The organism is Pseudophaeobacter sp. 1A16562, from assembly GCF_041008785.1.
Lineage (GTDB): Bacteria > Pseudomonadota > Alphaproteobacteria > Rhodobacterales > Rhodobacteraceae > Phycobacter > Phycobacter gallaeciensis_A.
Map to the genome: position 1 here is coordinate 106,321 of NZ_JAXGFT010000009.1, position 21,237 is coordinate 127,557.

The window sequence follows — 21,237 nt, forward strand, 5'->3', positions numbered from 1 at the left end:
CGTCGTGAACCTGAACCCTTAGCGCCTGTTGTCTCTGTTTTAGACTACGGAGGGTTACCAAGATCTTTATTTCTGGGCTTTATGCGGCTTTTTCACGGATACCGGAAAGGGTTACCCGGAAGGCACCACCAGAGGCGCCTGCAAGATAGGAAATATCGCCATCCAGCCGCTGCACAATCTCGCGGCAGATCGCCAGTCCCAGTCCGGCTCCGCCAGCCCGCTCCGGGCTAACCCTCGAAAACTTCTCGAAAATCATCTGCTGGAACTCGGGCGGAATGCCGCTGCCGTTGTCGATGAAATCGATCAGCACCTGCGAGCCCTCGCGGGACACGTGGATGCTCAGCTCCGGATGTTCCGCATCGCAGTATTTCTGGGCATTGGCGATCAGGTTGATAAAGACCTGCGCCAGCCGGTCCAGATCCGATGAAATCTTAATATCTTCACTTGCAGGATCCCGCAGCACCCGCATTGGGGTATCAAATCCCGCTACGGCTGTGGAAACCGCATGATCCAGCACCTCTTTAAGCGTGCCACGGGTCATGTTGAGGCTGACCTGACCGCTTTCCAGCACGCTGAGATCCAGCAGATCGTTCAGCAGGCGCGTTAGCCGCAACGCCTCGTCATGGATGATGGTCGCATATCGGGCCTTACCCTCCTGCGCCAGGGTATCATCGTCCCGCAGGATTTCGGAAAAGGCCCGGATCGAGGTCATCGGCGTGCGCAATTCGTGGCTGACCTGGCTGAGGAAAGCATCCTTCTGGCGCGAAATCTGCGTTAGTTTTTCGTTGGTTTCCCGCAGCTTGCGCGCCGTCCTGGACAATTCGGCAGACTGCATTTCCAAACGGTTCGAATATTCCAGCATCTGCGCCGTCTCATCCGCCACCGCCAAAAGATCCTCAACCGAAACGGAAGAGCCACCAACGATCTGACCGATCATAGCGTGCGCTGCGGCCGCCCCGATCGACGCGCTCAGCTCGCGTTCCAGCCGTTCAAGGAACACCGGCGTCGGCTCTGGAAGGCTGCCCCGACCGCCCTGCCGGGCCAGTTCGCGCTGGAAGAATGCCTGTGCCTCGGTGGCGCCCAGAATCCTTTGCGACATCACCATCAGGTCTTCGCTCTGCGCCACCGAGCCGGTCCAGCCGCGCGGGCCGGATGAATGATCGAAGACATTGACGAATTGCGCGCCCTGCAGCCGCTCCATCGGGCTCGGGAAACTGGCCAGCGACACGATGCAGAACACCACGGCATTGAGCCCAATGGACCAAAGGACGGCATGCACCGTGGGGTCGAGCGCCTCTATCCCGAAAAGGGCGTGCGGGCGCAGCCATGACAGGCCGAACAGACCTTCGGCGAGCACCGCATCGGGTAGAACACCGCCGCCAAGGGTCGGCAGCAGCATGGTATAGGCCCAGATGCCAAAGCCGACGGTCAGCCCAGCCAGCGCGCCGCTGCGGGTGGCGCCGCGCCAGAACAAGCCGCCCACCAGCGCCGGCAGCATCTGCGCCACCCCGGCAAAGGAAATCAGGCCGATCGCTGCCAAAGCCGCGCCGCCGCCGGACAGCGTGTAATAGAAGTACCCCAGCGCCATGATCACCGCGATGGTCACACGGCGGGTAAACAACACCACATCACGCACATCCCCGGAGACCGAGGCCCCCGCCGCGCCCTGCAGCCGCAGCCAGATCGGCATCACGATATGGTTCGACACCATGGTCGACAGGGCCATCGCCGCGACGATCACCATCGAGGTTGCCGAGGAAAAACCGCCAAGGAAAGACAGCATCGCAAGGTTCTGCTGCCCCTGATGCAGCGGCAGCGTCAGAACGAAAAGATCCGGGTTCGCCCCCGTCGGCAGCAGCTCAAGCCCGATGGCGGCGATGGGCACCACGAACATCGACATGAGCAGCAGGTAGGTCGGAAATGCCCAGGCCGCTATGCGCAGATGACGCTCGTCCTCGTTTTCGACGACCATGACCTGAAACATGCGCGGCAGGCAGACAAAGGCGGCAGCGGCAAGGAAGGTAATGGTGGCCCAGCGGCCCCCGTCCACCTGCCACTGGCCAATACGCGAGGCATCAATCCGCGCAAAGGTCTCGGGCAGCCCGCCAGCGATGCCCCAGACCACGAAGATCCCCACTGCCAGCAGGGCGACCAGCTTGACCACCGCCTCCAGCGCAATCGCCGTCACCACCCCGTGGTGGCGCTCGTTGGCATTGAGGTTACGGGTGCCGAACAGGATGGCAAAGACGGCAAGGCCCGCCGAGACCCAGAATACCGTCTTGGTCTCGTTATATCCGCGCAGGGGATCAGCCTCGGCGAAGATTGAAAAAGACAGGGTAATGGACTGCAATTGCAGTGAAATATATGGCGTCACCCCGATCACGGCCAAGATGGTCACGCCGATGGCCAGCGTGTTGGACTTGCCATAGCGCGCCGATAGAAGGTCGGCGATGGAGGTGACGCGCTGACTGCGCCCGACCCGCACCAGTTTGCGCAAACCCCACCACCAGCCCAGCATGACCAGCGTCGGCCCCAGATAGATGGTGATGAATTCCAGCCCCGAGCGCGCTGCGTATCCCACCGCGCCATAAAAGGTCCAGGCGGTGCAATAGATCGACAGTGACAGCGTATAGGTCAGCGGCGAGCGCATCCAGGCGGCGCTGCGCCCCCGGCTGGCCATCCGGTCCGCAAGAAAGGCCACAAGGAATAGCAGCGCAACATAGGTAAAACAGACCAGGACCAGAACATTGAGTGAGGCCATCAGTCGCGCGGAGCCTCTGCGCTGCCCTGCTCTGTCCCAGAACCAACCGCCGCGTCCTGTGCCTGATAGGGCTCAGCTTCGGAATGCCCGCCTGCGGTCCAGTGTTCGGCCCAGCGGCGCACCGCTTCTCCAAAGGCAAGGCTGACCGCGATCAGAATCGCCCAGACCACAAAGATATAGATGATGGCCGAGGACATCGCCATACCCCCATGGCTGCCCGGCGCAGGATAGGGATCGGGGTCGGGCCACATCAAAGGCATCAGGAACAGCAAGGCGCCCAGGATGGGCAACAGTCGGGCAATATCCATCAGGCGGCGACGGCGATAGGTGCGCCGCTCGACAAAGGGAGCAGAGATCTCATCCTGCCGCCCGGCCCCGTCGCCCCGGATCATGATCGCCCCCGGTCAGGGCGGCAGCCAAGGCTGCCTCCTGCTGGGGGCCAAATCCGACCGCTCGGGGTCATCCCTGGCTGGCCTGAGCGTGCAGGTCCCGCACGGCTGTCAGAACCTCGGAGTTGGAAAAGGGCTTGGTCATGAACCGGGTCACGCCAGCGCGTTCAGCCATTTCCCGGTCCTTCATCTGGCCGCGGGCGGTCAGCATCAGAACCGGTAAGGAGGCAAACCCGTCAACCTCACGCAGCTCGCGGATGATCTCCAGCCCGCTTTTGCCCGGTAGCATCAGGTCCAGAATCACCAGATCCGGTTGCGCCTCGCGGATCACCTCGACAGCGCCGGTCCCATCGGCGTAGGCATCAACCTGCCAGCCATCGCGCGTCAGAAGAAAGCGGATCGCCTCAGTGATATTCGGCTCATCCTCGATCAGAATTACGTGTCTGCTCATTGGCAGAAGGTCCTCCCAGCGCCGCTCCCCGGACCCATAACGGTCCCGGCGCACATGCCCGTTTCACGTTAGAGTAGCCGCGCAGCCCCGCTGCTGTCAAAACTCTTCCTTCAGGATCGACGGCTCGCGGCGGGCCGGACATCCCCGGCGCGGGCAGATCCGGCAGCTGGCGCCCACAGGTTGCGCGCCTTCCGGCACTTCGCTTTGCGGCAGGATCAGCATCACCGCGTGATAGAGCGGATCGCTGTCGAAATCCGGTGTCACGTGATCCCATGCCACCGCCAAACATTTAAACGCCAGCGCCGAGCGCCCCTGCTGCACCACGTTGCGGCGTACCGGCACGTGCGGGCGCGCCAACGCGGTATAAATCGGCCAGAGCGGGCATGAGGCGCCAAAACGCGGCAGTGCAAATCCGGTCACCGGTTTGCGCACCAAGATCGAGCCCGAGGCATCGCAGATCACCAGCCCGGCCTCCTGACCCAGCACTTCGAATGGCAACAGACCGATACGGCGCAGCACCGTGGGCAGATCGCAGTCAAACTGCGCGGCCAGGGCCGAGGGACGAATGCCCCCCTTGTCCAGCGCCGACCGCAATGGATCCAGCGGCAGTGCAACCGCGTCGCGCTGATATTGCTCCAGCGCGCTGCGGGCGATCAGCCTTGCCGCATCGCTGACCAGCTCAGGCGCCCGGGCCACCAGCTCCTCCGGGCTGGCGGTGCCGGTTTCCAGCCCCGGGAAATGATAACCCTGCGCGAGGAAGAAAGCCTCGGCCTCTTCATGCGGCACCCCGCGCCGATCAGCGCTTGTGTTACTTTCGTCAAGGAAACTCACCAAGGCGCGGCTGCTTTCGGCCAGACGCAGGGAATCCTCGTTCAGGTTCTTGTGGAACCGGTCACTCCATTCCGGTTCCAGCTCGCCGGTTTCTGCCAGGATCGACGCGGTCGAGCGGATCGCAGCAGCCGTCGACAGAACCTCGTGCAGCGAGGCCGCCAGATGCGGATCGTGGGTCAGCCGGTCCGACAGGGTTTGCACCGTCCTCTCAAGCGTGGCGATGCGGCGATGACTTGTCGCCAGCACCTCGGCCCAGCCGGGGAAACGGCCCGCGAATTCATCGGCGCGGTCGAGTTCTGCCACCGGCACGCCGCTGTCTGCTGCCGCTTCGCGCAGGCTGGCGATCAGCGCCGCTTCGGCGCCCTCGCTCAACATCGAAGGTTCAACCCCCAGAACCTGCGCGATCCCGACCAGCAGTTTGCCGCCGATTCTGCGCCTGTTGTGTTCGATCAGATTGAGATATGAGGCCGAAATACCGGCGGCGCGGGCAAGTTCCGCCTGACGCATCCCGAGGATGAGCCGCCGTTCGCGGATTCTGCTGCCGGTCAGAGTGTCACGTGCCATTTTACAGGTCTTTCCCAAAAGGCCGCTATTTCAAGGGCTTTCCGCGGCGCGGCATAAGTTTCTTTACAGAATGCCGTGGAATACTGTTCATTTATTTACAGAATAAGCCTGCTTTACAAGGGATTTATTGCGCGATTTTACAAGCTGCCCTCATACTGATTTTGCACGAAAACCGTGCCGACGCCGAGCGGAAGTGAGGAGCTGCTAGGCGTTAAAATCTTAAGGGAGGATTACATGTCCAAATCTGATGTCTCGCGTCGCGGGGTACTGAAGTCCGGTGCCATGATGGGCGCTGGCGTTGCGCTTCCGACGATCTTCACTGCGTCGTCCGCAGCCGCTTACACCAACGAGCCGACCGGCAGCACCGTCACCCTCGGCTTCAACGTGCCGCAGACCGGCCCCTACGCCGATGAGGGCGCAGACGAGCTGCGCGCATACCAGCTGGCAGTCGAGCACCTGAACGGTGGCGGCGACGGCGGCATGATGAACACCTTCAGCTCCAAGGCGCTGAAAGGGAACGGCATCCTGGGCAAGGAAGTCAAATTCGTCACCGGTGACACCCAGACCAAATCCGACGCCGCCCGTGCATCGGCCAAGTCGATGATCGAAAAAGACGGCGCGGTGATGATCACCGGCGGCTCGTCCTCGGGCGTTGCCATCGCGGTTCAGGGCCTATGCCAGGAAGCCGGCGTGATCTTTATGGCGGGTCTGACCCACTCCAACGACACCACCGGTAAAGACAAGAAAGCCAACGGCTTCCGTCACTTCTTTAACGGTTACATGTCGGGTGCCGCCCTGGCGCCGGTGCTGAAGAACCTCTATGGCACCGACCGTCACGCCTATCACCTGACCGCCGACTACACCTGGGGCTGGACCCAGGAAGAATCGATCGCAGCCGCGACCGAGGCTCTGGGCTGGACCACCGTCAACAAGGTGCGCACACCGCTGGCAGCGACCGACTTCTCGTCCTATATCGCCCCGGTTCTGAACTCCGGCGCCGACGTTCTGGTTCTGAACCACTATGGCGGCAACATGGTGAACTCGCTGACCAACGCGGTTCAGTTCGGCCTGCGCGACAAGATCGTCAACGGCAAGCAGTTCGAAATCGTCGTTCCGCTCTACTCGCGACTGATGGCGAAAGGCGCCGGCGAAAACGTGAAGGGCATTCACGGTTCCACCAACTGGCACTGGTCGCTGCAGGACGATGCATCGAAAGCCTTCGTGCAGTCCTTCGGCACCAAATACGGCTTCCCGCCCAGCCAGGCGGCGCATACCGTTTACTGCCAGACCCTGCTTTATGCAGATGCATGTGAGCGCGCGGGCACCTTCAACCCCTGCGGTGTGGCCGAGGCTCTTGAAGGCTTCGAATTTGACGGTCTGGGCAACGGCAAGACGCTGTATCGCGCCGAAGATCACCAGTGCTTCAAAGACGTTCTGGTTGTGCGCGGGAAAGAGAACCCGACCTCCGAGTTCGACCTCTTGGAAGTTGTCGAGGTCACCCCGGCCGCTCAGGTTACCTATCCGCCGGATCACCCGATGTTTGCAGGCGGTGCCCTTGGCACCTGCAACCCGGGCGCCTGATCCGAATGAAAAGCCGGGCGCGTCTTGCGCCCGGCCCCTTTCAGAAACGTCCGTCCATTCATCTGCCATGCGGAGCGCCTCCGCACAGAACGCCGGGGCACGTCCCGCGAACGGTCGGACTCTATCACTTCCATACTGAAGAACCCGAAGGTGGGGACTATGGACGCAATCCTATTGCAAATCTTGAACGGGCTGGACAAAGGCTCGGCCTATGCGCTGATCGCGCTGGGTTTGACACTCATTTTCGGCACGCTGGGCGTTGTGAACTTCGCCCACGGCGCATTGTTCATGATCGGCGCCTTCTGCGCCGTGACCCTGCAGCGCATTCTGAACCTCAGCTTTGAGACCGTCGACGAAAGCCAGAAAGACTTTCTTGGCAACCCGCTGAAGGTCAAAACGCCCTATGTTGAATCCTGGTTCGGCCCCGAGGTGGGCGGCGCGATCATCGACTGGGCGGTGCCGCTGGCGATCCTGTTTGCGATCCCGATCATGATCTTCGTCGGCTACGTGATGGAACGCGGGCTGATCAAGCATTTCTACAAGCGCGAACATGCGGACCAGATCCTCGTGACCTTTGGCCTGGCCATCGTGCTGCAGGAAATCGTCAAGTATTTCTATGGCGCGAACCCGATCCAGACCCCGGCCCCCGAGGCGCTGAACGGCGTTGTGAATCTCGGCGCGGTCATCGGCATGGACATCGTCTATCCGGTCTGGCGCGTGGTCTACTTCTTCTTTGCAGTGGTGATCATCGGTGGCATCTTCAGCTTCCTTCAATTCACCACCTTCGGCATGGTTGTACGCGCCGGGATGGCAGACCGGGAAACCGTCGGCCTTCTGGGCATCAACATCGACCGCCGCTTTACCATCATGTTTGGTATTGCCGCTGCGGTCGCGGGACTTGCCGGTGTGATGTACACGCCGATCAACTCTCCCAACTACCACATGGGCATGGACTTCCTGGTTCTCAGCTTCGTGGTTGTGGTTGTGGGCGGCATGGGCTCCCTGCCCGGCGCCGTTCTGGCCGGCTTCCTTCTGGGGGTTCTCGAAAGCTTTGCTTCGATGAATGAAATCAAATCCATTCTCCCCGGTATCGACCAGATCATCATCTATGTGGTCGCGATCATCATTCTGCTCACCCGCCCGCGGGGCCTGATGGGCCGCAAAGGCGTGATGGAGGACTAAGCACATGTTCGGACTGGACAAAAAAGACACTCGAATGCTGCTGCTGGTCGCCATCCTGGCCCTATGCGCACCATTCATCCTGAACCCCTTCCCGGCAGACAGCGCCATGGCGCAGTTCAACGCGGGCTATCCTGACCTGATGCAGCGTTTCGTGATCTTCGGGATCTTCGCAATCGGGTTCAACATTCTCTTCGGCCTCACCGGCTACCTCTCCTTTGGCCACGCGGCTTTTCTGGGGGTAGGCTCCTACTCGGCGGTCTGGATGTTCAAGCTGCTCAGCATGAACGTCGTCCCGGCCATCATCCTGTCGGTGATCATTGCGGGTCTGTTCGCGCTCCTGATCGGATTTGTGTCCCTGCGCCGCTCGGGCATCTACTTCTCGATCCTTACGCTGGCCTTTGCGCAGATGTCGTTCAACCTGGCCTATTCGGTGCTGACCCCGATCACCAACGGTGAAACCGGCCTGCAGCTGACGCTGGAAGACCCCCGCGTTCTGGGTGTCTCTGCCACCGCGGACGGCTCAATCCCCGTGACAAACTTTTTCGGGATGGAGATGCGCTCGACCTTTGAAATGGCGGTGGGTCCCTGGGCCTTCCAGTTCAACGCGGGCTACTATCTGTGCGCGCTCGTTATGCTGGCCTCCTTTTATCTGGCGATCCGCATCTTCCGCTCGCCCTTTGGCATGATGCTGCGGGCGGTGAAATCGAACCAGCAACGGATGAACTACACTGGTCTCAACACCCGTCCCTACACCCTGGCTGCCTTTGTGATCTCGGGAATGTACGCCGGTCTGGCTGGTGGCCTGATGGCCTCGATGGACCCGCTGGCAGGCGCCGAGCGCATGCAGTGGACCGCCTCGGGTGAGGTGGTACTGATGACCATCCTCGGCGGCGCCGGCACGCTGATCGGTCCAGTTCTGGGCGCGGGCTTCATCAAATACTTCGAAAACATCTTTTCGAAGATCAACGACAACGTTCTGCACAGCTGGTTCAGCTTTATGCCCGACGGGATCGAAGACTTCATGGTCTTCATCGTCCACCCCTTCATCGGCAAAGGCTGGCACCTGACCCTGGGCATCCTGTTCATGCTGGTGGTGATCTTCCTGCCGGGTGGCCTCGTCGAAGGCGGGCAGCGCATTGCAGGCTGGTTCAAAGGGCGCAAGTCCAAGGACAGCTCGGCCAGCAAAAAAACCGAACCTGCGGAATAAGGAGACAGGATCAATGGGTATCCTCGAAGTCAAAAACGTGGGCAAACGGTTCGGCGGCCTTCAGGCGCTGTCGGATGTGAACCTCAGCGTCAAGGAAAACTCCGTTCACGCCATCATCGGCCCGAACGGGGCGGGCAAATCCACCCTGCTGAACTGTCTGGTGGGCAAGCTGATCCCAGACACCGGATCGGTCATGTTCGACGGTCAGTCGGTGCTGGGCCGGGCGCCCTATGAGATCAACCAGATGGGCATTTCCCGCGTGTTCCAGACGCCCGAGATCTTTGGCGATCTCACGGTATTGGAAAACATGCTGATCCCCTGCTTTGCCAAACGGGACGGGGCGTTCGAACTGAACGCCATCGCCTCGGTCGCCAAGCAGAAGGATGTGCTGGAAAAGGCCGAGCAGATGCTGGTGGAAATGAACATGGCGGACAAGCGGCACATGCATGCCGCCGCCATGTCGCGCGGCGACAAACGGCGTCTTGAGATCGGCATGTGCCTGTCTCAGGAACCCCGCCTCTTGCTGCTGGATGAACCCACCGCCGGCATGGCGCGGGCGGACACCAACAACACCATCGATCTCTTGAAACAGATCTCGGACGAGCGCGACATCACCATCGCCATCATCGAACACGACATGCATGTGGTGTTCAGCCTGGCCAACCGGATCACGGTTCTGGCGCAGGGCACGCCACTGGTCGAAGACGATCCGCAGAACATCCGTGGCAACCCCAAGGTGCGCGAAGCGTACTTGGGCGAAAGCGCATAAGGAGAAACAGAGATGAACGTCAAACCGGATTTCTCCAAGAACGCCAATCAGGCGACAACGGCTCCGGCCTTCCTGTCAGTCTGGGACATGCACGCCTATTACGGCGAAAGCTACATCGTGCAGGGCATCAACTTTAACGTCCACGAAGGCGAGATCCTTGCCCTGCTGGGCCGCAACGGCGCGGGCAAGACATCCACCCTGCGGTCTATCGCCCGCACCGGCAGCCCGATGGTCACCCAGGGCGAGATCTGGCTGGACCACCAGCCGCTGCACAAGATGGAAAGCCACGAAGCGGCGGCCGCCGGTCTGGGTCTGGTGCCCGAGGACCGGCGCATCATCCCCGGCCTGACGGTCGAGGAAAACCTGCAACTGGCACAAATCGCCCCGCCCATCGGCTGGTCCATCGAGCGCCTTTACGATCTGTTCCCGCGCCTTGGTGAACGGCGCAAGCAGGAAGGCGTGACCCTTTCGGGGGGTGAGCAGCAGATGCTGGCCATTGCCCGCGCACTCGCCCGGGACATCAAGGTGCTACTACTGGATGAACCCTATGAAGGCCTCGCGCCGGTCATCGTGGACGAGATCGAAAAGACTCTCATCCACATCAAGGAACAGGGCATGACCACGATTCTGGTGGAACAGAACGCGGTGCGCGCGCTGGAACTTGCCGACCGGGCGGTCATTCTGGACACCGGCGGGATCGTCTTTGACGGCACCGCCTCCGAGGTTCTGGAAAACGCCGAGCTGCGCGCCGAATATCTGGCGATCTGATCTCAATTCTCCCCGTCGCACTGGTGTTGTGACTGGTGCGGTTACCTCAAGACCGGTTCCCTTTGGAGCCGGTCTTTTTTGTTTCACAGCAGGGAAATAGCGCAAAAACCTGCATAAACCAGGGTTATACGCGCCCGGTTTAGCCTCCGCATCCATCCCGCGATCTATTCCAGATCCACCCTGCCCGCTCCGATATGTCAGCCACGGCCCGCATGGCGTGCCGCAGTCACATCAGACTGTCACATCAAGGAGACTTATCATGTTCAAACCTTCTGCCCGCATCCTGGCCCTCGCCCTTGTCCTGCCTCTGTCGCTGCCCGTCGCGGCGCTGGCCTCGGATGGCAAGCCCAGCGCCGAAGTCGAAGCGCAGATCCGCGCCACACTGACCGAACAGGGCTATGAGGTGCGCAAGATCGAATCCGAAGACGGCATGTACGAGGCCTACGCCCTGAAAGACGGCAAAAAGCTGGAGATCTATCTGAACGACAAGATGGAAATTATCCGCGTCAAGGAAGACTGATACCAGCCCGGGCGGAGCCGGGATGCACGTACCGCTCCGCCCGACCAAATGCCGCATCCATTCGATTGGGAGACCCTCATGCAACGTCACTATGTCTGGGATCCGCTGATCCGTCTGTTTCACTGGTCACTTGTCATTCTGTTCGCAGCTAATGCGCTGCTGACCGATCCGGACGAACGGATTCACGAGGTATTGGGGTACGTGATCGTTGGCCTGATCGGGGTGCGCATACTCTGGGGGGTGATTGGCAGCCGTTATGCCCGGTTTTCCAGTTTCCCCCCCAGTTTCTCGGGCGCTGTCGGGCAGCTGACGGATATTGCCACTGGGCGGGTGCGTCCGCACCGGGGCCATACGCCGCTTGGCGCCCTGATGATCTACAACCTGCTGCTGACGATCCTTGGCATCGGTCTCACCGGCTATCTGATGACCACCGACATGTTCTGGGGCATCGAATGGCCCGAAGAGCTGCACGAAGCACTGGTCACCTGGGCCGAAATCTCGGTCGTGCTGCATATCGCTGCGGTGATCTATGAAAGCCGCCGCACAAGGGTCAATCTGGCGCGCTCCATGGTCTCGGGGTACAAGGACCTACCGACGAGTCCCCCGGAGACCCAACAGTGACCAACAGCAGATTTGACCCGGCCCAACCCTCCGTTCTGATCGCCCTGATCGTCGTGCAGTCCATCTGCGCGGCGATCTTTCTGGGTGATATCATTGCCGATCTTCTGATGCCCGGCGCGATGAATACCGAAGGGCGGCACGCGGCGATCGAGGCGATTGCCACCTTTGGCCTGATCGCCGCCATCGTAGTCGAAGTCCGTATCCTGATGTGGCTCTTGCGGCGCAAGGCGCATCTGGAGCAAAGCCTGAAGAGCGCGCAGGGCGCCATTCAGGAAGTCATCGATACCGAATTTTCCACCTGGAACCTGACCCCGGCAGAACGGGATGTGGCGACCTTTCTGGTCAAGGGGCTGAGCACTGGAGAAATCGCCCAGATGCGCGGCAGCGCCGAAGGCACCGTCAAGGCGCAGCTCAATGCCATCTACCGCAAATCCGGCAGCGGCAACCGCGCCGAGTTGATGAGCCTCCTGATCGACACGCTGATGGGTCACGGCAAGGACACCGCCCCGGAACCGCTGGCCAAATCGGGCTGACCGGCGCATCCGGGACAGTGCATTTTGGCGCCTACTGCGCGGTCCAGCCGCCATCAACCGGAATGGCGGTGCCGGTGACGTTATGCGCCACCGGAGCGCAGAGCCACAGCGCCAGCGCACCGATTTCCGATGGATCCGACAGCCGTTTGCTAGGCTGTTTTTCGGACAGAAGATCGGCGATCCCCGCCTCCCTGTCACCGCCCATCTGCGCTGCCCGCGCCGCCACCTGCGGTTCGATGATCGCGGTTTCGGTCCAGCCCGGACAGATGCAATTCACCGTCACGCCGCCGGTGTCTCGGCTGCCCTGATCGGCATACTCCAGCGCCGCCACCCGACTAAGACCAACAAGACCGAATTTCGCGGCCACATAGGGCGCCTTGTCTTTGCTGGCGACCAACCCGTGGACCGAGGCGATATTGATCACCCGGCCAAATCCGCGCGCCGCCATGCCCGGCAGCGCCGCCTGCATGATGTGAAAGGCCGCCGACAGGTTGACCGCTAGGATCGCATCCCAGGTCTCGCGCGGCATCTCGGCCAAAGGCGCGGTTTTCTGGATGCCGGCATTGTTCACCACGATATCGGCGCCGCCCCAGTCCGCAACGGCGCTCATCAACGCGTCGATCTCTTCCGGCTGGCTCAGGTCCCCGGCAAAGAATCGCGCCTCGGGTGCCCCGGCCTCCAGCAAAGTCCCAGTCGCCGCCTGCGCGGTTGCTTCATCGGCGATGCCATGCACCGCGATACGGGCGCCCGCGGCCGCCAGTTCCTTTGCGATGGCAAGGCCGATCCCCTGAACCGATCCCGTCACCAGCGCCGTTTTTCCAGTCAGATCCGTCATGCGTTTTCCTCCAGCATTTTGCGCAGCTCGGTCTTCATGACCTTGCCGTAGTTGTTCTTGGGAAGCTCCGCCGTGCGGATATAGGCCTTGGGCCGCTTGAAGCGGGCGATCTGATCGTTGCAAAGCGCATCCAGCTCTGCCTCGGGTGCCGTTCCCACGATAAAGGCCACCACCTCTTCGCCCCAGTCGGCGTGCCTGCGCCCCACGACCGAGACCTCCTGCACATCCGGGTGCATCAGCAGCACCTCTTCGACCTCGCGCGGATAGACGTTCGAGCCGCCCGTGATGATCATATCCTTGGAGCGGTCCTGCAGGGTCAGATAGCCCGCCGCATCCATGACCCCCATGTCCCCGGTCATCAGCCAGCCGTCTTTCAGCGTTTCTGCGGTGGCGATCTCATTGTTCCAGTAGCCGGGCATCACCGCATCGCCGCGCACCATGATCTCTCCGACCTCTCCCGGCGGCAGCGGTGTGCCATCCGATGATCCAATTTGCACCTCGACCGGGCTTTGGGCGCGGCCCACACCAGCCAGCCTGGCGCGCCATTCCGGATGGCTTCGGTCGATCACGTCATGACGGCTGAGCGCGGTGATCCCCATCGGGCATTCGCCCTGTCCATAGATCTGTACAAAGACCGGGCCGAAATGATCGACCGCCTCGATGATGTCCGCCAGATACATCGGCCCGCCCGCATAAACCACGGTGCGCAGGCCGCGTCCGCTGCGTCCTGCCGCCTTGGCCTGCGCGGTCATGCGCGTCACCATGGTAGGCGCGGCGAACATCTGGACGCGGCCAAAATGCTCGGCCAGATCGAAAATCTCATGCGGTTCAAATCCCCCCGACGGCGGGCAGACATGGGCGGCGCCGACCAGCACATGCAACATGGCATAAAGGCCTGCGCCGTGGCTCATCGGGGCGGCGTATAGGATCTGATCCTCAGCGCTGGCCGCGTCCACATCATTGAGATAGGCCAGTGAAACCGTGACCAGCATCCGGTGGGTGATCATCACCCCCTTTGGCCTGCCTGTGGTCCCCGACGTGTAGAACAGCCAGGCCAGATCCTGCGGTGCCCGTCGGACCAGCGCAGTCACAGGATCCGCAGCCAGCACAGCGGCCCCGTCTGCGCCGGAGAAGTCGATGATATCCAGCGTCACCCCGGCCTCGCGCAGTGCCGTATCCAGACCAGCCGAGGCAAAGACCAGCCGGGTGCCGGAATTTTCCAGGATATAGGCTGCCTCGCGCCCGTGGAGTTTTGCATTGACTGGCACCGCCGCTGCTCCGGCATACCAGATCCCGAACAGGGCGATCAGGTAGTCCGGGCAATTCTTCATGAAGATTGCGACGCGGTCCCCGGGCTCGACCCCTTGCGAGACCAGCCAGCCCGCAACCCGCGCAGCCTTTTGGTGAAAGTTGCCGTAATCCGCCACCTGATCGCGGCCCAGAAACAAGGCAGGACGGTCCCCGCCCGCCGCAGCCTGACGGGCCAGCCACATTCCGATATTCATGCTAATCCTCCCATAGCGCGCCCTGTTGAGCGGCAGAAATACATTTCCATGCGGCCCCGGCCTCTTCAATTCCGCAAAAATACCCGGTTAATAGAGGTCATGACAGATATCGCCTTTAGCCATGCGCCCGTCGGCCTTGCCGTGCTGGAACGCCGTGTGATCAAACGCTGCAATCTCCAGTTCGCCGCGACCTTTGGCGGGGAGCCAGCCGACTATGACGAAATGCTGATCGCGGATCTTTATCCCACCCAGGAAGAGTTCCGCCGTATTGGCGCGCTTTTGCAGGAAGAAGAGCACCGCACCGGCAGCTATAGCGACGAACGCATCATGCGCCGCCGATCAGGAGAACTCTTCTGGTGCCGGGTGCGTGGGCGATCCGTGTCCCCAGAAGCGCCGTTTCAAACCGGTGTCTGGTCCTTTGCCGATATCTCAGACGACCGCCCCGTGGTCAGCCTGACCCCGCGGGAACGCGAAGTCGCCATTCTGACCTGCAAGGGCCTGTCGGCCAAGGAAATCGGCGCCAAGCTGAACCTCTCCTACCGCACCATAGAAACCCACCGGGCGCACCTTCTGGAAAAGTTCGGCGCCCGCAAACTGCCCGAACTGGTGGCCAAGCTGACCGGGATGCCATTATGAGCCTTTAAGAGGCCGTAACAGCTGCCTTTGGCCAATCACAGGCCCCTCTGCAATTGCGAATCCCGCGCGACGCCCCCATGTTGGCGCTAATAGACCGCGCATGATCGGCAGCGCTTTCCTTGTGGTAAAGCTTGGCCTATAAGCGCTCTAATTTCCAGCCTGCGACATCTTCGCAGGCCTGTCGGAACCGGCTGAGGACAAAATGACAGAAAAATCTCACGAAGCTGACGTGGCATTCATCAAGGCGCTGGCGGAACTGCTGCGCGAAAACGACCTGACCGAACTGCAGGTCAAACGGGACTACGGTGAAGATGACAGCCTGAACGTGCGGGTTTCACGGCAAATCGCCGCCGCCCCTGCCCCTGTGCAGACGATCGCAGCGGCACCGGCCGCTGCCGCCGCACCGGCCCCGGCAGCAGCCGCTGCAGCTCCGGCACCGGAAGCCGCAGAAGACCCCGCCAGCCACCCCGGCGCGGTGACCTCGCCCATGGTCGGTACCGTCTATCTGCAGCCCGAACCCGGCGCGCCTTCCTTCATCAAGGTCGGTGACAGCGTCAAAGAGGGTGATACTCTGCTGATCGTCGAGGCGATGAAGACGATGAACCACATCCCCGCGCCGAAATCCGGCACGGTGAAGCGCATTCTGGTCGAAGACGGCGCCGCCGTGGAGTTCGGATCCCCCCTGGTCATCGTCGAGTAAGGATCCAGCATGTTTGACAAGATCCTGATTGCCAACCGCGGCGAGATCGCCCTGCGCGTGATCCGGGCCTGCCGAGAGATGGGCATCCAGTCCGTCGCGGTGCATTCCACCGCCGATGCCGATGCGATGCACGTGCGCATGGCAGATGAGTCGGTCTGCATCGGCCCGCCCGCCGGCAACCAAAGCTATCTGTCGATCCCGGCGATCATCTCGGCCTGTGAAATCACCGGCGCCCAGGCGATTCACCCCGGGTATGGCTTCCTGTCGGAAAACGCCAACTTCGTGCAGATCGTCGAGGATCACGGGCTGACCTTCATTGGCCCCTCGGCTGCGCATATCCGCATCATGGGCGACAAGATCACCGCCAAGGAAACCGCCAAGGAACTGGGCATCCCCGTGGTGCCGGGCTCCGAAGGCGGCGTGCCGGATCTGGCCACGGCCAAGGCCGCTGCCGCCGACATGGGCTATCCCGTGATCATCAAAGCTACCGCTGGTGGCGGGGGACGCGGCATGAAGGTGGCCAAGGACGAAGCCGAGCTCGAAATGGCCTTTTCCACCGCCCGCTCCGAAGCCAAGGCAGCCTTTGGCAATGACGAAGTCTATATGGAGAAATACCTCCAGAAGCCGCGTCATATCGAGGTTCAGGTCTTTGGCGACGGCAAGGGCACCGGTCTGCATCTTGCCGAGCGTGACTGCTCGCTGCAGCGACGCCACCAGAAGGTTTTCGAAGAGGCCCCCGGCCCCTCGATCAGCCCGGAAGAGCGCGCCCGTATTGGCAAGATCTGCGCCGATGCTATTGGCAAGATGGGCTATTCCGGCGCCGGTACGGTCGAATTCCTTTACGAGGACGGCGAGTTCTATTTCATCGAGATGAACACCCGCCTGCAGGTGGAACACCCGGTGACCGAAGGTATTTTCGGTGTCGATCTGGTACGCGAACAGATCCGCGTGGCCTCGGGTCAGCCGTTGTCCTTTGGCCAGGACGATCTGCAGATCAATGGCCATGCCATCGAAGTGCGGATCAACGCTGAGAAACTGCCGAACTTCACCCCCTGTCCCGGCAAGATCACCGCGTTCCACGCGCCCGGCGGTCTGGGTGTACGGATGGATTCGGCGCTCTATGACGGCTATTCGATCCCGCCCTATTACGACAGCCTGATCGGGAAACTGATCGTGCACGGGCGCGACCGGCCCGAGGCGCTGGCGCGTCTCAGCCGCGCGCTGGGTGAGTTGATCGTCGATGGCATCGACACCACCGTTCCGCTGTTCCACGCCCTGCTGCAGGAGCGTGACGTGCTGGCCGGGGATTATGACATCCACTGGCTTGAGCACTGGCTGGAAGAAAACCTGCCCGCCTAAGGGCCGGGCTGCAAATGATCGCGACGGGGCGCGTCCATGCCCGCCCTGTCGCCTGAGGGCCTGCCAATAAGGCAAAGGCCACCAAGACGACCGAAGCCACCAAAGCCCCCGGGGGCACCCGCATGAGCCTTACGCCCGAACTCTTGCTGCATGCCTATTCCGTTGGCGTTTTCCCCATGTCAGAACACCGCGACGATCCGGAGATCTTCTGGGTTGATCCGAAACGGCGCGGCATCCTGCCTCTGGATGGGTTTCACATCTCCCGCTCGCTGGCCAAGCGCATCCGCAACGGCGGCTTTTCGATCACCATCAACCGCGATTTCGCTGGTGTGGTCGCGGGCTGCGCCGACCGCCCGGATACCTGGATAAATGGCGAAATTTTCGACCGTTATATGGATCTGCACCGGATCGGCCATGCGCATTCGCTTGAGGTACGGCATGGCGATCAACTGGTTGGAGGCGTCTATGGGGTCTCGCTCGGCGCGGCGTTCTTTGGCGAAAGCATGTTCTCGCGCCAACGCGATGCCTCAAAGGTGGCGCTGGCGTACCTGGTGGACCGGTTGCGACAGGGCGGTTTTGCTCTGTGCGACACACAGTTCCTGACCGATCATCTGGCCTCACTCGGCGCGATCGAGATCAGCCGTGCGGCCTATCGGCGACAATTACGCGACGCCATGGAAGGGAGTGGCGATTTCACCCGCCCGCAGACACCGACGCCTCACTCGCTTTTGCAGCGGATGACCCAGACGTCATAGCGGTTGTGATCCAGCGCGTTCAGCGCCGGGCTTGAGGCGATCATCCAGCCTTCAAAGAAGACTTCGCCATTGGCCGGGCTGCGCACGGTGAGGAAGGCATAGGCATCGCCGGTCGGGTTGTCAGCAGGATAACGGCATTCGCCCAAAGTCACGATCAAGCCCAGGATTTCTGCGCTGCCACCGACGGGGATCTCGGCATCCACCGTGCGCCCGTTGACCTTATCAAGGCCGCGCAAAACGGCAGCAGAGCCCGATGCGGCCTGTTCTTGTGCCGCCTGATCCTGTTCTGACAGCTCCTGCGTAATCACCGCCTGCGCCGCGGCATCCATCGCGGTCAGGCCGAACCCAGCACAAACAGCGCAGCCCCAAAGCAGCGCCGATCTGACGGTCTGCAGCCGGGCCGCGAGGTGCGTCACTGGTCTTCTCCACCACTTCCGGAAACGAATTTCACCAGAAGTGAAATCAGGCTGACGGCGCCTTGAGTGTCGAGGATCTCTTCCCCGGCCTCCAGGTTCAGCGGCGAACCACCGGGCATGATCTCGACGAAGTTACCGCCCAGCAACCCTTCGGAGGAGATCACTGCAGAGCTGTCGTCGGGAATCACGATGCCATTGTCCACGGTAAAACTGGTATCGGCGCGGAAGGTCTGCGGGTTCAGCTCGACCCCGGTGACGGTGCCGATCTTGACCCCGGCCAGCCGCACATCGGTGCCGACGGTGACCCCTTCGAGAGAGCGGAAAGAGGCGCTGAGCGGATAGCCCGCCCCGCCGCGCGACAGGCCCGCAGCCTGTCCAGCGTAGACTGCAAAGGCAAGCGCCGCCGCAACGACAACGCCACCGGCCAGAACCTCTGTGGTATTATGGGACATATCGCCTGCCTAAATCGTTATTTATGGTCAGCTGACACCGCAAAGATGTCAGGGGTTACTCGGGAACCCAGGCCTCGTAGTCGCTGCGCCGCTCAGGCTCACCGCCCCGGCGGATCGATCCGGCCGGAGCATAGGCCAGCGCGGTGCCGGTCAGGTTTTCCTGATGCGGTTTTTCCCAGGTCTTATGCGCCAGCGGCTTGTCGCTCGGCACCTCGTCAAAGGTCCGGTGCAGCCAGCCATGCCAGTCGGGGCTGACGCGCGAAGCTTCGGCCTCACCGTTGAACATGACCCAGCGGCGGCTGTCATCGGCATTGCGGTAGAACACATTGCCCGCGTCATCCTCACCCACTTTGATGCCTTTGCGGCGGGTGTAGATAGCGGTGTTAAGCGTGGAGCCGTTCCACCAGGTCACAGCGCGCAGAAGAGAGTTCAGGATTCCCATGGGTGCCTCCGAAAATGTTGCCCCTGATATGGCGTACTTTCGGCGCGAGGTCCAGTGGGTTGCCACCCTGTGGCTAACAGCATGACAGGAATTGGCACGATCCCAGGCTTACTGGGGCAGAAGGGCCGTAACTTCGATTTCAATCCGATACTTCGGATCGATCAGCCCGCATTCGATCATGGTTGCAGCGGGGGGATTATCCCCAAAGGTTTCGGCCAGCATCGGCCAGCAGGCGTCGAATTCAGCCCGGTCCGGCAGGTAATAGTTCACCCGCACCACATCGGCAAAGGAAGCGCCAGCCTCCGCCAGTGCCTTTGCAATGATATCCAGCGCCGAGCGGCACTGGGAGACAACATCCTCCCCCTGCCCCACGGTGCCTGCGACATGCACGAAACCACCCGCCACAACGGCCCGGCAATAGCCGACCTTTTTCTCAAATTCACCGCCGGATGAAATGCGTTTGATCGTCATGAAATGCCCCTCTCTGTATTGAAGCCCAAACCCCATAGAAAAAGGCGAACGTCAAAATGACGTTCGCCCCTCCGCGCAGCAGCGCAAATGCGATCCACATCAGCGGGTTAACCGGCCGATGCGGATTCCTTTTCGTCGGCATAGATCATCAGAGGCTGCGCATCCGATGTCGCCGCTTCCTCGTTCACGACCACCTTGGTGACGTTCTCCATGCCCGGCAATTCGAACATGGTGTCGAGCAGGATATCTTCGAGGATCGAGCGCAGGCCCCGGGCACCGGTTTTGCGTTCGATGGCTTTCTTGGCAATTGCCATCAGCGCCTCGTCGGTGAAATCCAGCTCGGTGTCTTCCAGCTCGAACAGGCGCTGGTACTGTTTGATCAGCGCGTTCTTCGGCTTGGTCAGGATGGTAACAAGCGCGTCCTCATCCAGATCTTCCAGCGTTGCCAGAACCGGCAGACGGCCAACAAATTCCGGGATCAGGCCGAATTTCAGCAGATCTTCGGGTTCCAGATCCTGGAAGATCTCGCCCACACCGCGGTCATCGTTGTCACGCACATCGGCGCCAAAGCCCATGGCAGAACCCTTGCCGCGCTGCGCGATGATCCGGTCGAGACCGGCAAAGGCACCGCCGCAGATGAACAGGATGTTGGTGGTGTCCACTTGCAGGAATTCCTGCTGCGGATGCTTGCGCCCGCCCTGCGGCGGAACGGAGGCCACGGTACCTTCCATCAGTTTCAGCAGCGCCTGCTGCACGCCCTCGCCCGACACGTCGCGGGTAATCGAGGGGTTTTCCGACTTGCGGGTGATCTTGTCGACCTCGTCGATATAGACGATGCCGCGCTGCGCGCGCTCGACGTTGTATTCCGACGCCTGCAACAGCTTGAGGATGATGTTCTCCACATCCTCGCCCACGTAACCGGCTTCGGTCAGCGTGGTGGCGTCAGCCATGGTAAAGGGCACATCCAGAATGCGCGCCAGCGTCTGCGCCAGCAGCGTCTTGCCGCAGCCGGTGGGGCCGATCAGCAGGATGTTGGATTTCGCCAGCTCAATATCGCTGGCGGTTTTCTGCGCGTGGTTCAAACGCTTGTAGTGGTTGTGCACCGCCACCGAAAGAACCCGCTTTGCCGTGGCCTGACCGATCACATAATCGTCAAGAACCTCGCAGATGTCCTTGGGCGTGGGCACGCCATCGGTGGCCTTCAGCCCCGACGCCTTGGTTTCTTCGCGGATGATGTCCATGCACAGTTCGACGCATTCGTCGCAGATGAACACGGTCGGTCCTGCAATCAGCTTGCGCACCTCATGCTGGCTTTTGCCGCAGAAGGAACAGTAAAGCGTGTTCTTGCTGTCGCCGCTTGAGTTCGTTGCCATGATCTACCTTTCAGTCCGCTCGGGCCGAAAAAGAGCCGTCAGCCCCCTTCGCCTTTTTGACAGCTTAAGACACTGCTCAAGCGGTCACAATGTCAAAGTGTGCCCCAAAGGGATAG

The 21,237-nt window shown here is 61.4% G+C and carries 23 protein-coding genes; 12 read left to right on the forward strand and 11 right to left on the reverse strand.

Annotated features, from left to right (window positions below):
- Positions 1-79: 79 nt before the first annotated feature.
- The 4 genes from SM764_RS13965 to SM764_RS13980 form a co-directional block, all read right to left on the reverse strand.
- Positions 80-2,761, reverse strand: coding sequence for a sensor histidine kinase (locus SM764_RS13965; RefSeq protein WP_274835930.1), 2,682 nt, complete (start codon positions 2,759-2,761; stop codon positions 80-82).
- Positions 2,761-3,153 (reverse strand): hypothetical protein, encoded by a 393-nt coding sequence (locus SM764_RS13970; protein ID WP_274829036.1) that lies wholly within the window; start codon positions 3,151-3,153, stop codon positions 2,761-2,763. The genes SM764_RS13965 and SM764_RS13970 overlap by 1 nt, the downstream gene beginning before the upstream one ends.
- Before the next feature lie 67 nt (positions 3,154-3,220).
- Complete coding sequence (locus tag SM764_RS13975) at positions 3,221-3,601, reverse strand: response regulator transcription factor (RefSeq protein ID WP_065270541.1); 381 nt, start codon at positions 3,599-3,601, stop codon at positions 3,221-3,223.
- Positions 3,602-3,697: 96 nt separating this feature from the next.
- The gene (locus SM764_RS13980) at positions 3,698-4,996 is read right to left on the reverse strand and encodes a short-chain fatty acyl-CoA regulator family protein (protein WP_369002061.1); all 1,299 of its coding nucleotides are present in this window, start codon (positions 4,994-4,996) and stop codon (positions 3,698-3,700) included.
- 234 nt (positions 4,997-5,230) lie between these two features.
- On the opposite strand from SM764_RS13980, the gene SM764_RS13985 reads away from it, so the two are divergent.
- The 8 genes from SM764_RS13985 to SM764_RS14020 all read left to right on the forward strand — a co-directional run bounded on the left by SM764_RS13985 (position 5,231) and on the right by SM764_RS14020 (position 12,177).
- Positions 5,231-6,577 carry a substrate-binding protein gene (locus SM764_RS13985; RefSeq protein WP_368948060.1) on the forward strand — a complete coding sequence of 449 codons (1,347 nt, stop codon included), beginning with the start codon at positions 5,231-5,233 and terminating at the stop codon, positions 6,575-6,577.
- A 159-nt stretch (positions 6,578-6,736) separates the two neighbouring features.
- Positions 6,737-7,759, forward strand: a complete 1,023-nt coding sequence (locus tag SM764_RS13990) for a branched-chain amino acid ABC transporter permease (RefSeq protein WP_065270544.1) — start codon at positions 6,737-6,739, stop codon at positions 7,757-7,759.
- A gap of 4 nt (positions 7,760-7,763) precedes the next feature.
- Complete coding sequence (locus SM764_RS13995) at positions 7,764-8,966, forward strand: branched-chain amino acid ABC transporter permease (RefSeq protein ID WP_065270545.1); 1,203 nt, start codon at positions 7,764-7,766, stop codon at positions 8,964-8,966.
- A gap of 13 nt (positions 8,967-8,979) precedes the next feature.
- Positions 8,980-9,735, forward strand: a complete 756-nt coding sequence (locus tag SM764_RS14000) for an ABC transporter ATP-binding protein (protein WP_065270546.1) — start codon at positions 8,980-8,982, stop codon at positions 9,733-9,735.
- A 12-nt stretch (positions 9,736-9,747) separates the two neighbouring features.
- On the forward strand, positions 9,748-10,503 hold the full coding sequence (locus SM764_RS14005; RefSeq protein WP_065270547.1) for an ABC transporter ATP-binding protein: 756 nt from the start codon (positions 9,748-9,750) through the stop codon (positions 10,501-10,503).
- 259 nt (positions 10,504-10,762) lie between these two features.
- Entirely contained in the window at positions 10,763-11,023 is a 261-nt protein-coding gene (locus SM764_RS14010; protein WP_065270548.1) for a PepSY domain-containing protein, read from the forward strand.
- Between the two features lie 78 nt (positions 11,024-11,101).
- A complete protein-coding gene (locus tag SM764_RS14015; RefSeq protein ID WP_065270549.1) occupies positions 11,102-11,644 on the forward strand; it encodes a cytochrome b/b6 domain-containing protein in 543 nt (180 codons plus the stop codon).
- Positions 11,641-12,177: a helix-turn-helix transcriptional regulator gene (locus SM764_RS14020; RefSeq protein WP_274837208.1), complete on the forward strand. Its 537-nt coding sequence runs from the start codon at positions 11,641-11,643 to the stop codon at positions 12,175-12,177. Before SM764_RS14015 ends, SM764_RS14020 begins: the two co-directional genes overlap by 4 nt.
- A 31-nt stretch (positions 12,178-12,208) precedes the next feature.
- Here SM764_RS14020 and SM764_RS14025 read toward each other — a convergent pair whose 3' ends face one another.
- Positions 12,209-13,012, reverse strand: a complete 804-nt coding sequence (locus SM764_RS14025; protein WP_369002062.1) for a 3-hydroxybutyrate dehydrogenase — start codon at positions 13,010-13,012, stop codon at positions 12,209-12,211.
- The gene (locus SM764_RS14030) at positions 13,009-14,517 is read right to left on the reverse strand and encodes a class I adenylate-forming enzyme family protein (RefSeq protein ID WP_369002063.1); all 1,509 of its coding nucleotides are present in this window, start codon (positions 14,515-14,517) and stop codon (positions 13,009-13,011) included. Before SM764_RS14030 ends, SM764_RS14025 begins: the two co-directional genes overlap by 4 nt.
- Before the next feature lie 99 nt (positions 14,518-14,616).
- Here SM764_RS14030 and SM764_RS14035 point away from each other — a divergent pair, with 99 nt between their 5' ends.
- The 4 genes from SM764_RS14035 to aat all read left to right on the forward strand — a co-directional run bounded on the left by SM764_RS14035 (position 14,617) and on the right by aat (position 17,967).
- Positions 14,617-15,153: a LuxR C-terminal-related transcriptional regulator gene (locus SM764_RS14035; RefSeq protein ID WP_065270553.1), complete on the forward strand. Its 537-nt coding sequence runs from the start codon at positions 14,617-14,619 to the stop codon at positions 15,151-15,153.
- Between the two features lie 202 nt (positions 15,154-15,355).
- Positions 15,356-15,853, forward strand: a complete 498-nt coding sequence (gene accB, locus SM764_RS14040; RefSeq protein WP_065270554.1) for an acetyl-CoA carboxylase biotin carboxyl carrier protein — start codon at positions 15,356-15,358, stop codon at positions 15,851-15,853.
- A 9-nt stretch (positions 15,854-15,862) separates the two neighbouring features.
- The gene (gene accC, locus SM764_RS14045; RefSeq protein WP_065270555.1) at positions 15,863-17,212 is read left to right on the forward strand and encodes an acetyl-CoA carboxylase biotin carboxylase subunit; all 1,350 of its coding nucleotides are present in this window, start codon (positions 15,863-15,865) and stop codon (positions 17,210-17,212) included.
- 122 nt (positions 17,213-17,334) lie between these two features.
- Positions 17,335-17,967, forward strand: a complete 633-nt coding sequence (aat, locus tag SM764_RS14050) for a leucyl/phenylalanyl-tRNA--protein transferase (protein ID WP_369002064.1) — start codon at positions 17,335-17,337, stop codon at positions 17,965-17,967.
- Here the strand turns inward: aat and SM764_RS14055 are convergent.
- The 5 genes from SM764_RS14055 to clpX all read right to left on the reverse strand — a co-directional run bounded on the left by SM764_RS14055 (position 17,931) and on the right by clpX (position 21,121).
- Positions 17,931-18,296, reverse strand: a complete 366-nt coding sequence (locus SM764_RS14055) for a DUF2155 domain-containing protein (RefSeq protein WP_065273488.1) — start codon at positions 18,294-18,296, stop codon at positions 17,931-17,933. The two genes, aat and SM764_RS14055, sit on opposite strands and share 37 nt — an antisense overlap.
- Before the next feature lie 83 nt (positions 18,297-18,379).
- The gene (gene mlaD, locus SM764_RS14060; RefSeq protein WP_065270557.1) at positions 18,380-18,835 is read right to left on the reverse strand and encodes an outer membrane lipid asymmetry maintenance protein MlaD; all 456 of its coding nucleotides are present in this window, start codon (positions 18,833-18,835) and stop codon (positions 18,380-18,382) included.
- Positions 18,836-18,890: 55 nt separating this feature from the next.
- Positions 18,891-19,277: an NADH:ubiquinone oxidoreductase subunit NDUFA12 gene (locus SM764_RS14065; protein ID WP_065270558.1), complete on the reverse strand. Its 387-nt coding sequence runs from the start codon at positions 19,275-19,277 to the stop codon at positions 18,891-18,893.
- A 108-nt stretch (positions 19,278-19,385) separates the two neighbouring features.
- The gene (locus SM764_RS14070; RefSeq protein ID WP_274829027.1) at positions 19,386-19,748 is read right to left on the reverse strand and encodes a RidA family protein; all 363 of its coding nucleotides are present in this window, start codon (positions 19,746-19,748) and stop codon (positions 19,386-19,388) included.
- A gap of 107 nt (positions 19,749-19,855) precedes the next feature.
- Entirely contained in the window at positions 19,856-21,121 is a 1,266-nt protein-coding gene (gene clpX / locus SM764_RS14075) for an ATP-dependent Clp protease ATP-binding subunit ClpX (RefSeq protein WP_369002065.1), read from the reverse strand.
- Between the last annotated feature and the right edge of the window lie 116 nt (positions 21,122-21,237).

What these genes read in the sequence shown, in the direction of transcription:
- SM764_RS13965 (WP_274835930.1), bottom strand. Translation starts at nt 2,761, where the DNA reads ATGGCCTCACTCAATGTTCTGGTCCTGGTCTGTTTTACCTATGTTGCG.
- SM764_RS13970 (WP_274829036.1), bottom strand. Translation starts at nt 3,153, where the DNA reads ATGATCCGGGGCGACGGGGCCGGGCGGCAGGATGAGATCTCTGCTCCC.
- SM764_RS13975 (WP_065270541.1), bottom strand. Translation starts at nt 3,601, where the DNA reads ATGAGCAGACACGTAATTCTGATCGAGGATGAGCCGAATATCACTGAG.
- SM764_RS13980 (WP_369002061.1), bottom strand. Translation starts at nt 4,996, where the DNA reads ATGGCACGTGACACTCTGACCGGCAGCAGAATCCGCGAACGGCGGCTC.
- SM764_RS13985 (WP_368948060.1), top strand. Translation starts at nt 5,231, where the DNA reads ATGTCCAAATCTGATGTCTCGCGTCGCGGGGTACTGAAGTCCGGTGCC.
- SM764_RS13990 (WP_065270544.1), top strand. Translation starts at nt 6,737, where the DNA reads ATGGACGCAATCCTATTGCAAATCTTGAACGGGCTGGACAAAGGCTCG.
- SM764_RS13995 (WP_065270545.1), top strand. Translation starts at nt 7,764, where the DNA reads ATGTTCGGACTGGACAAAAAAGACACTCGAATGCTGCTGCTGGTCGCC.
- SM764_RS14000 (WP_065270546.1), top strand. Translation starts at nt 8,980, where the DNA reads ATGGGTATCCTCGAAGTCAAAAACGTGGGCAAACGGTTCGGCGGCCTT.
- SM764_RS14005 (WP_065270547.1), top strand. Translation starts at nt 9,748, where the DNA reads ATGAACGTCAAACCGGATTTCTCCAAGAACGCCAATCAGGCGACAACG.
- SM764_RS14010 (WP_065270548.1), top strand. Translation starts at nt 10,763, where the DNA reads ATGTTCAAACCTTCTGCCCGCATCCTGGCCCTCGCCCTTGTCCTGCCT.
- SM764_RS14015 (WP_065270549.1), top strand. Translation starts at nt 11,102, where the DNA reads ATGCAACGTCACTATGTCTGGGATCCGCTGATCCGTCTGTTTCACTGG.
- SM764_RS14025 (WP_369002062.1), bottom strand. Translation starts at nt 13,012, where the DNA reads ATGACGGATCTGACTGGAAAAACGGCGCTGGTGACGGGATCGGTTCAG.
- SM764_RS14030 (WP_369002063.1), bottom strand. Translation starts at nt 14,517, where the DNA reads ATGAATATCGGAATGTGGCTGGCCCGTCAGGCTGCGGCGGGCGGGGAC.
- SM764_RS14035 (WP_065270553.1), top strand. Translation starts at nt 14,617, where the DNA reads ATGACAGATATCGCCTTTAGCCATGCGCCCGTCGGCCTTGCCGTGCTG.
- accB (WP_065270554.1), top strand. Translation starts at nt 15,356, where the DNA reads ATGACAGAAAAATCTCACGAAGCTGACGTGGCATTCATCAAGGCGCTG.
- accC (WP_065270555.1), top strand. Translation starts at nt 15,863, where the DNA reads ATGTTTGACAAGATCCTGATTGCCAACCGCGGCGAGATCGCCCTGCGC.
- aat (WP_369002064.1), top strand. Translation starts at nt 17,335, where the DNA reads ATGAGCCTTACGCCCGAACTCTTGCTGCATGCCTATTCCGTTGGCGTT.
- SM764_RS14055 (WP_065273488.1), bottom strand. Translation starts at nt 18,296, where the DNA reads ATGGATGCCGCGGCGCAGGCGGTGATTACGCAGGAGCTGTCAGAACAG.
- mlaD (WP_065270557.1), bottom strand. Translation starts at nt 18,835, where the DNA reads ATGTCCCATAATACCACAGAGGTTCTGGCCGGTGGCGTTGTCGTTGCG.
- SM764_RS14065 (WP_065270558.1), bottom strand. Translation starts at nt 19,277, where the DNA reads ATGGGAATCCTGAACTCTCTTCTGCGCGCTGTGACCTGGTGGAACGGC.
- SM764_RS14070 (WP_274829027.1), bottom strand. Translation starts at nt 19,748, where the DNA reads ATGACGATCAAACGCATTTCATCCGGCGGTGAATTTGAGAAAAAGGTC.
- clpX (WP_369002065.1), bottom strand. Translation starts at nt 21,121, where the DNA reads ATGGCAACGAACTCAAGCGGCGACAGCAAGAACACGCTTTACTGTTCC.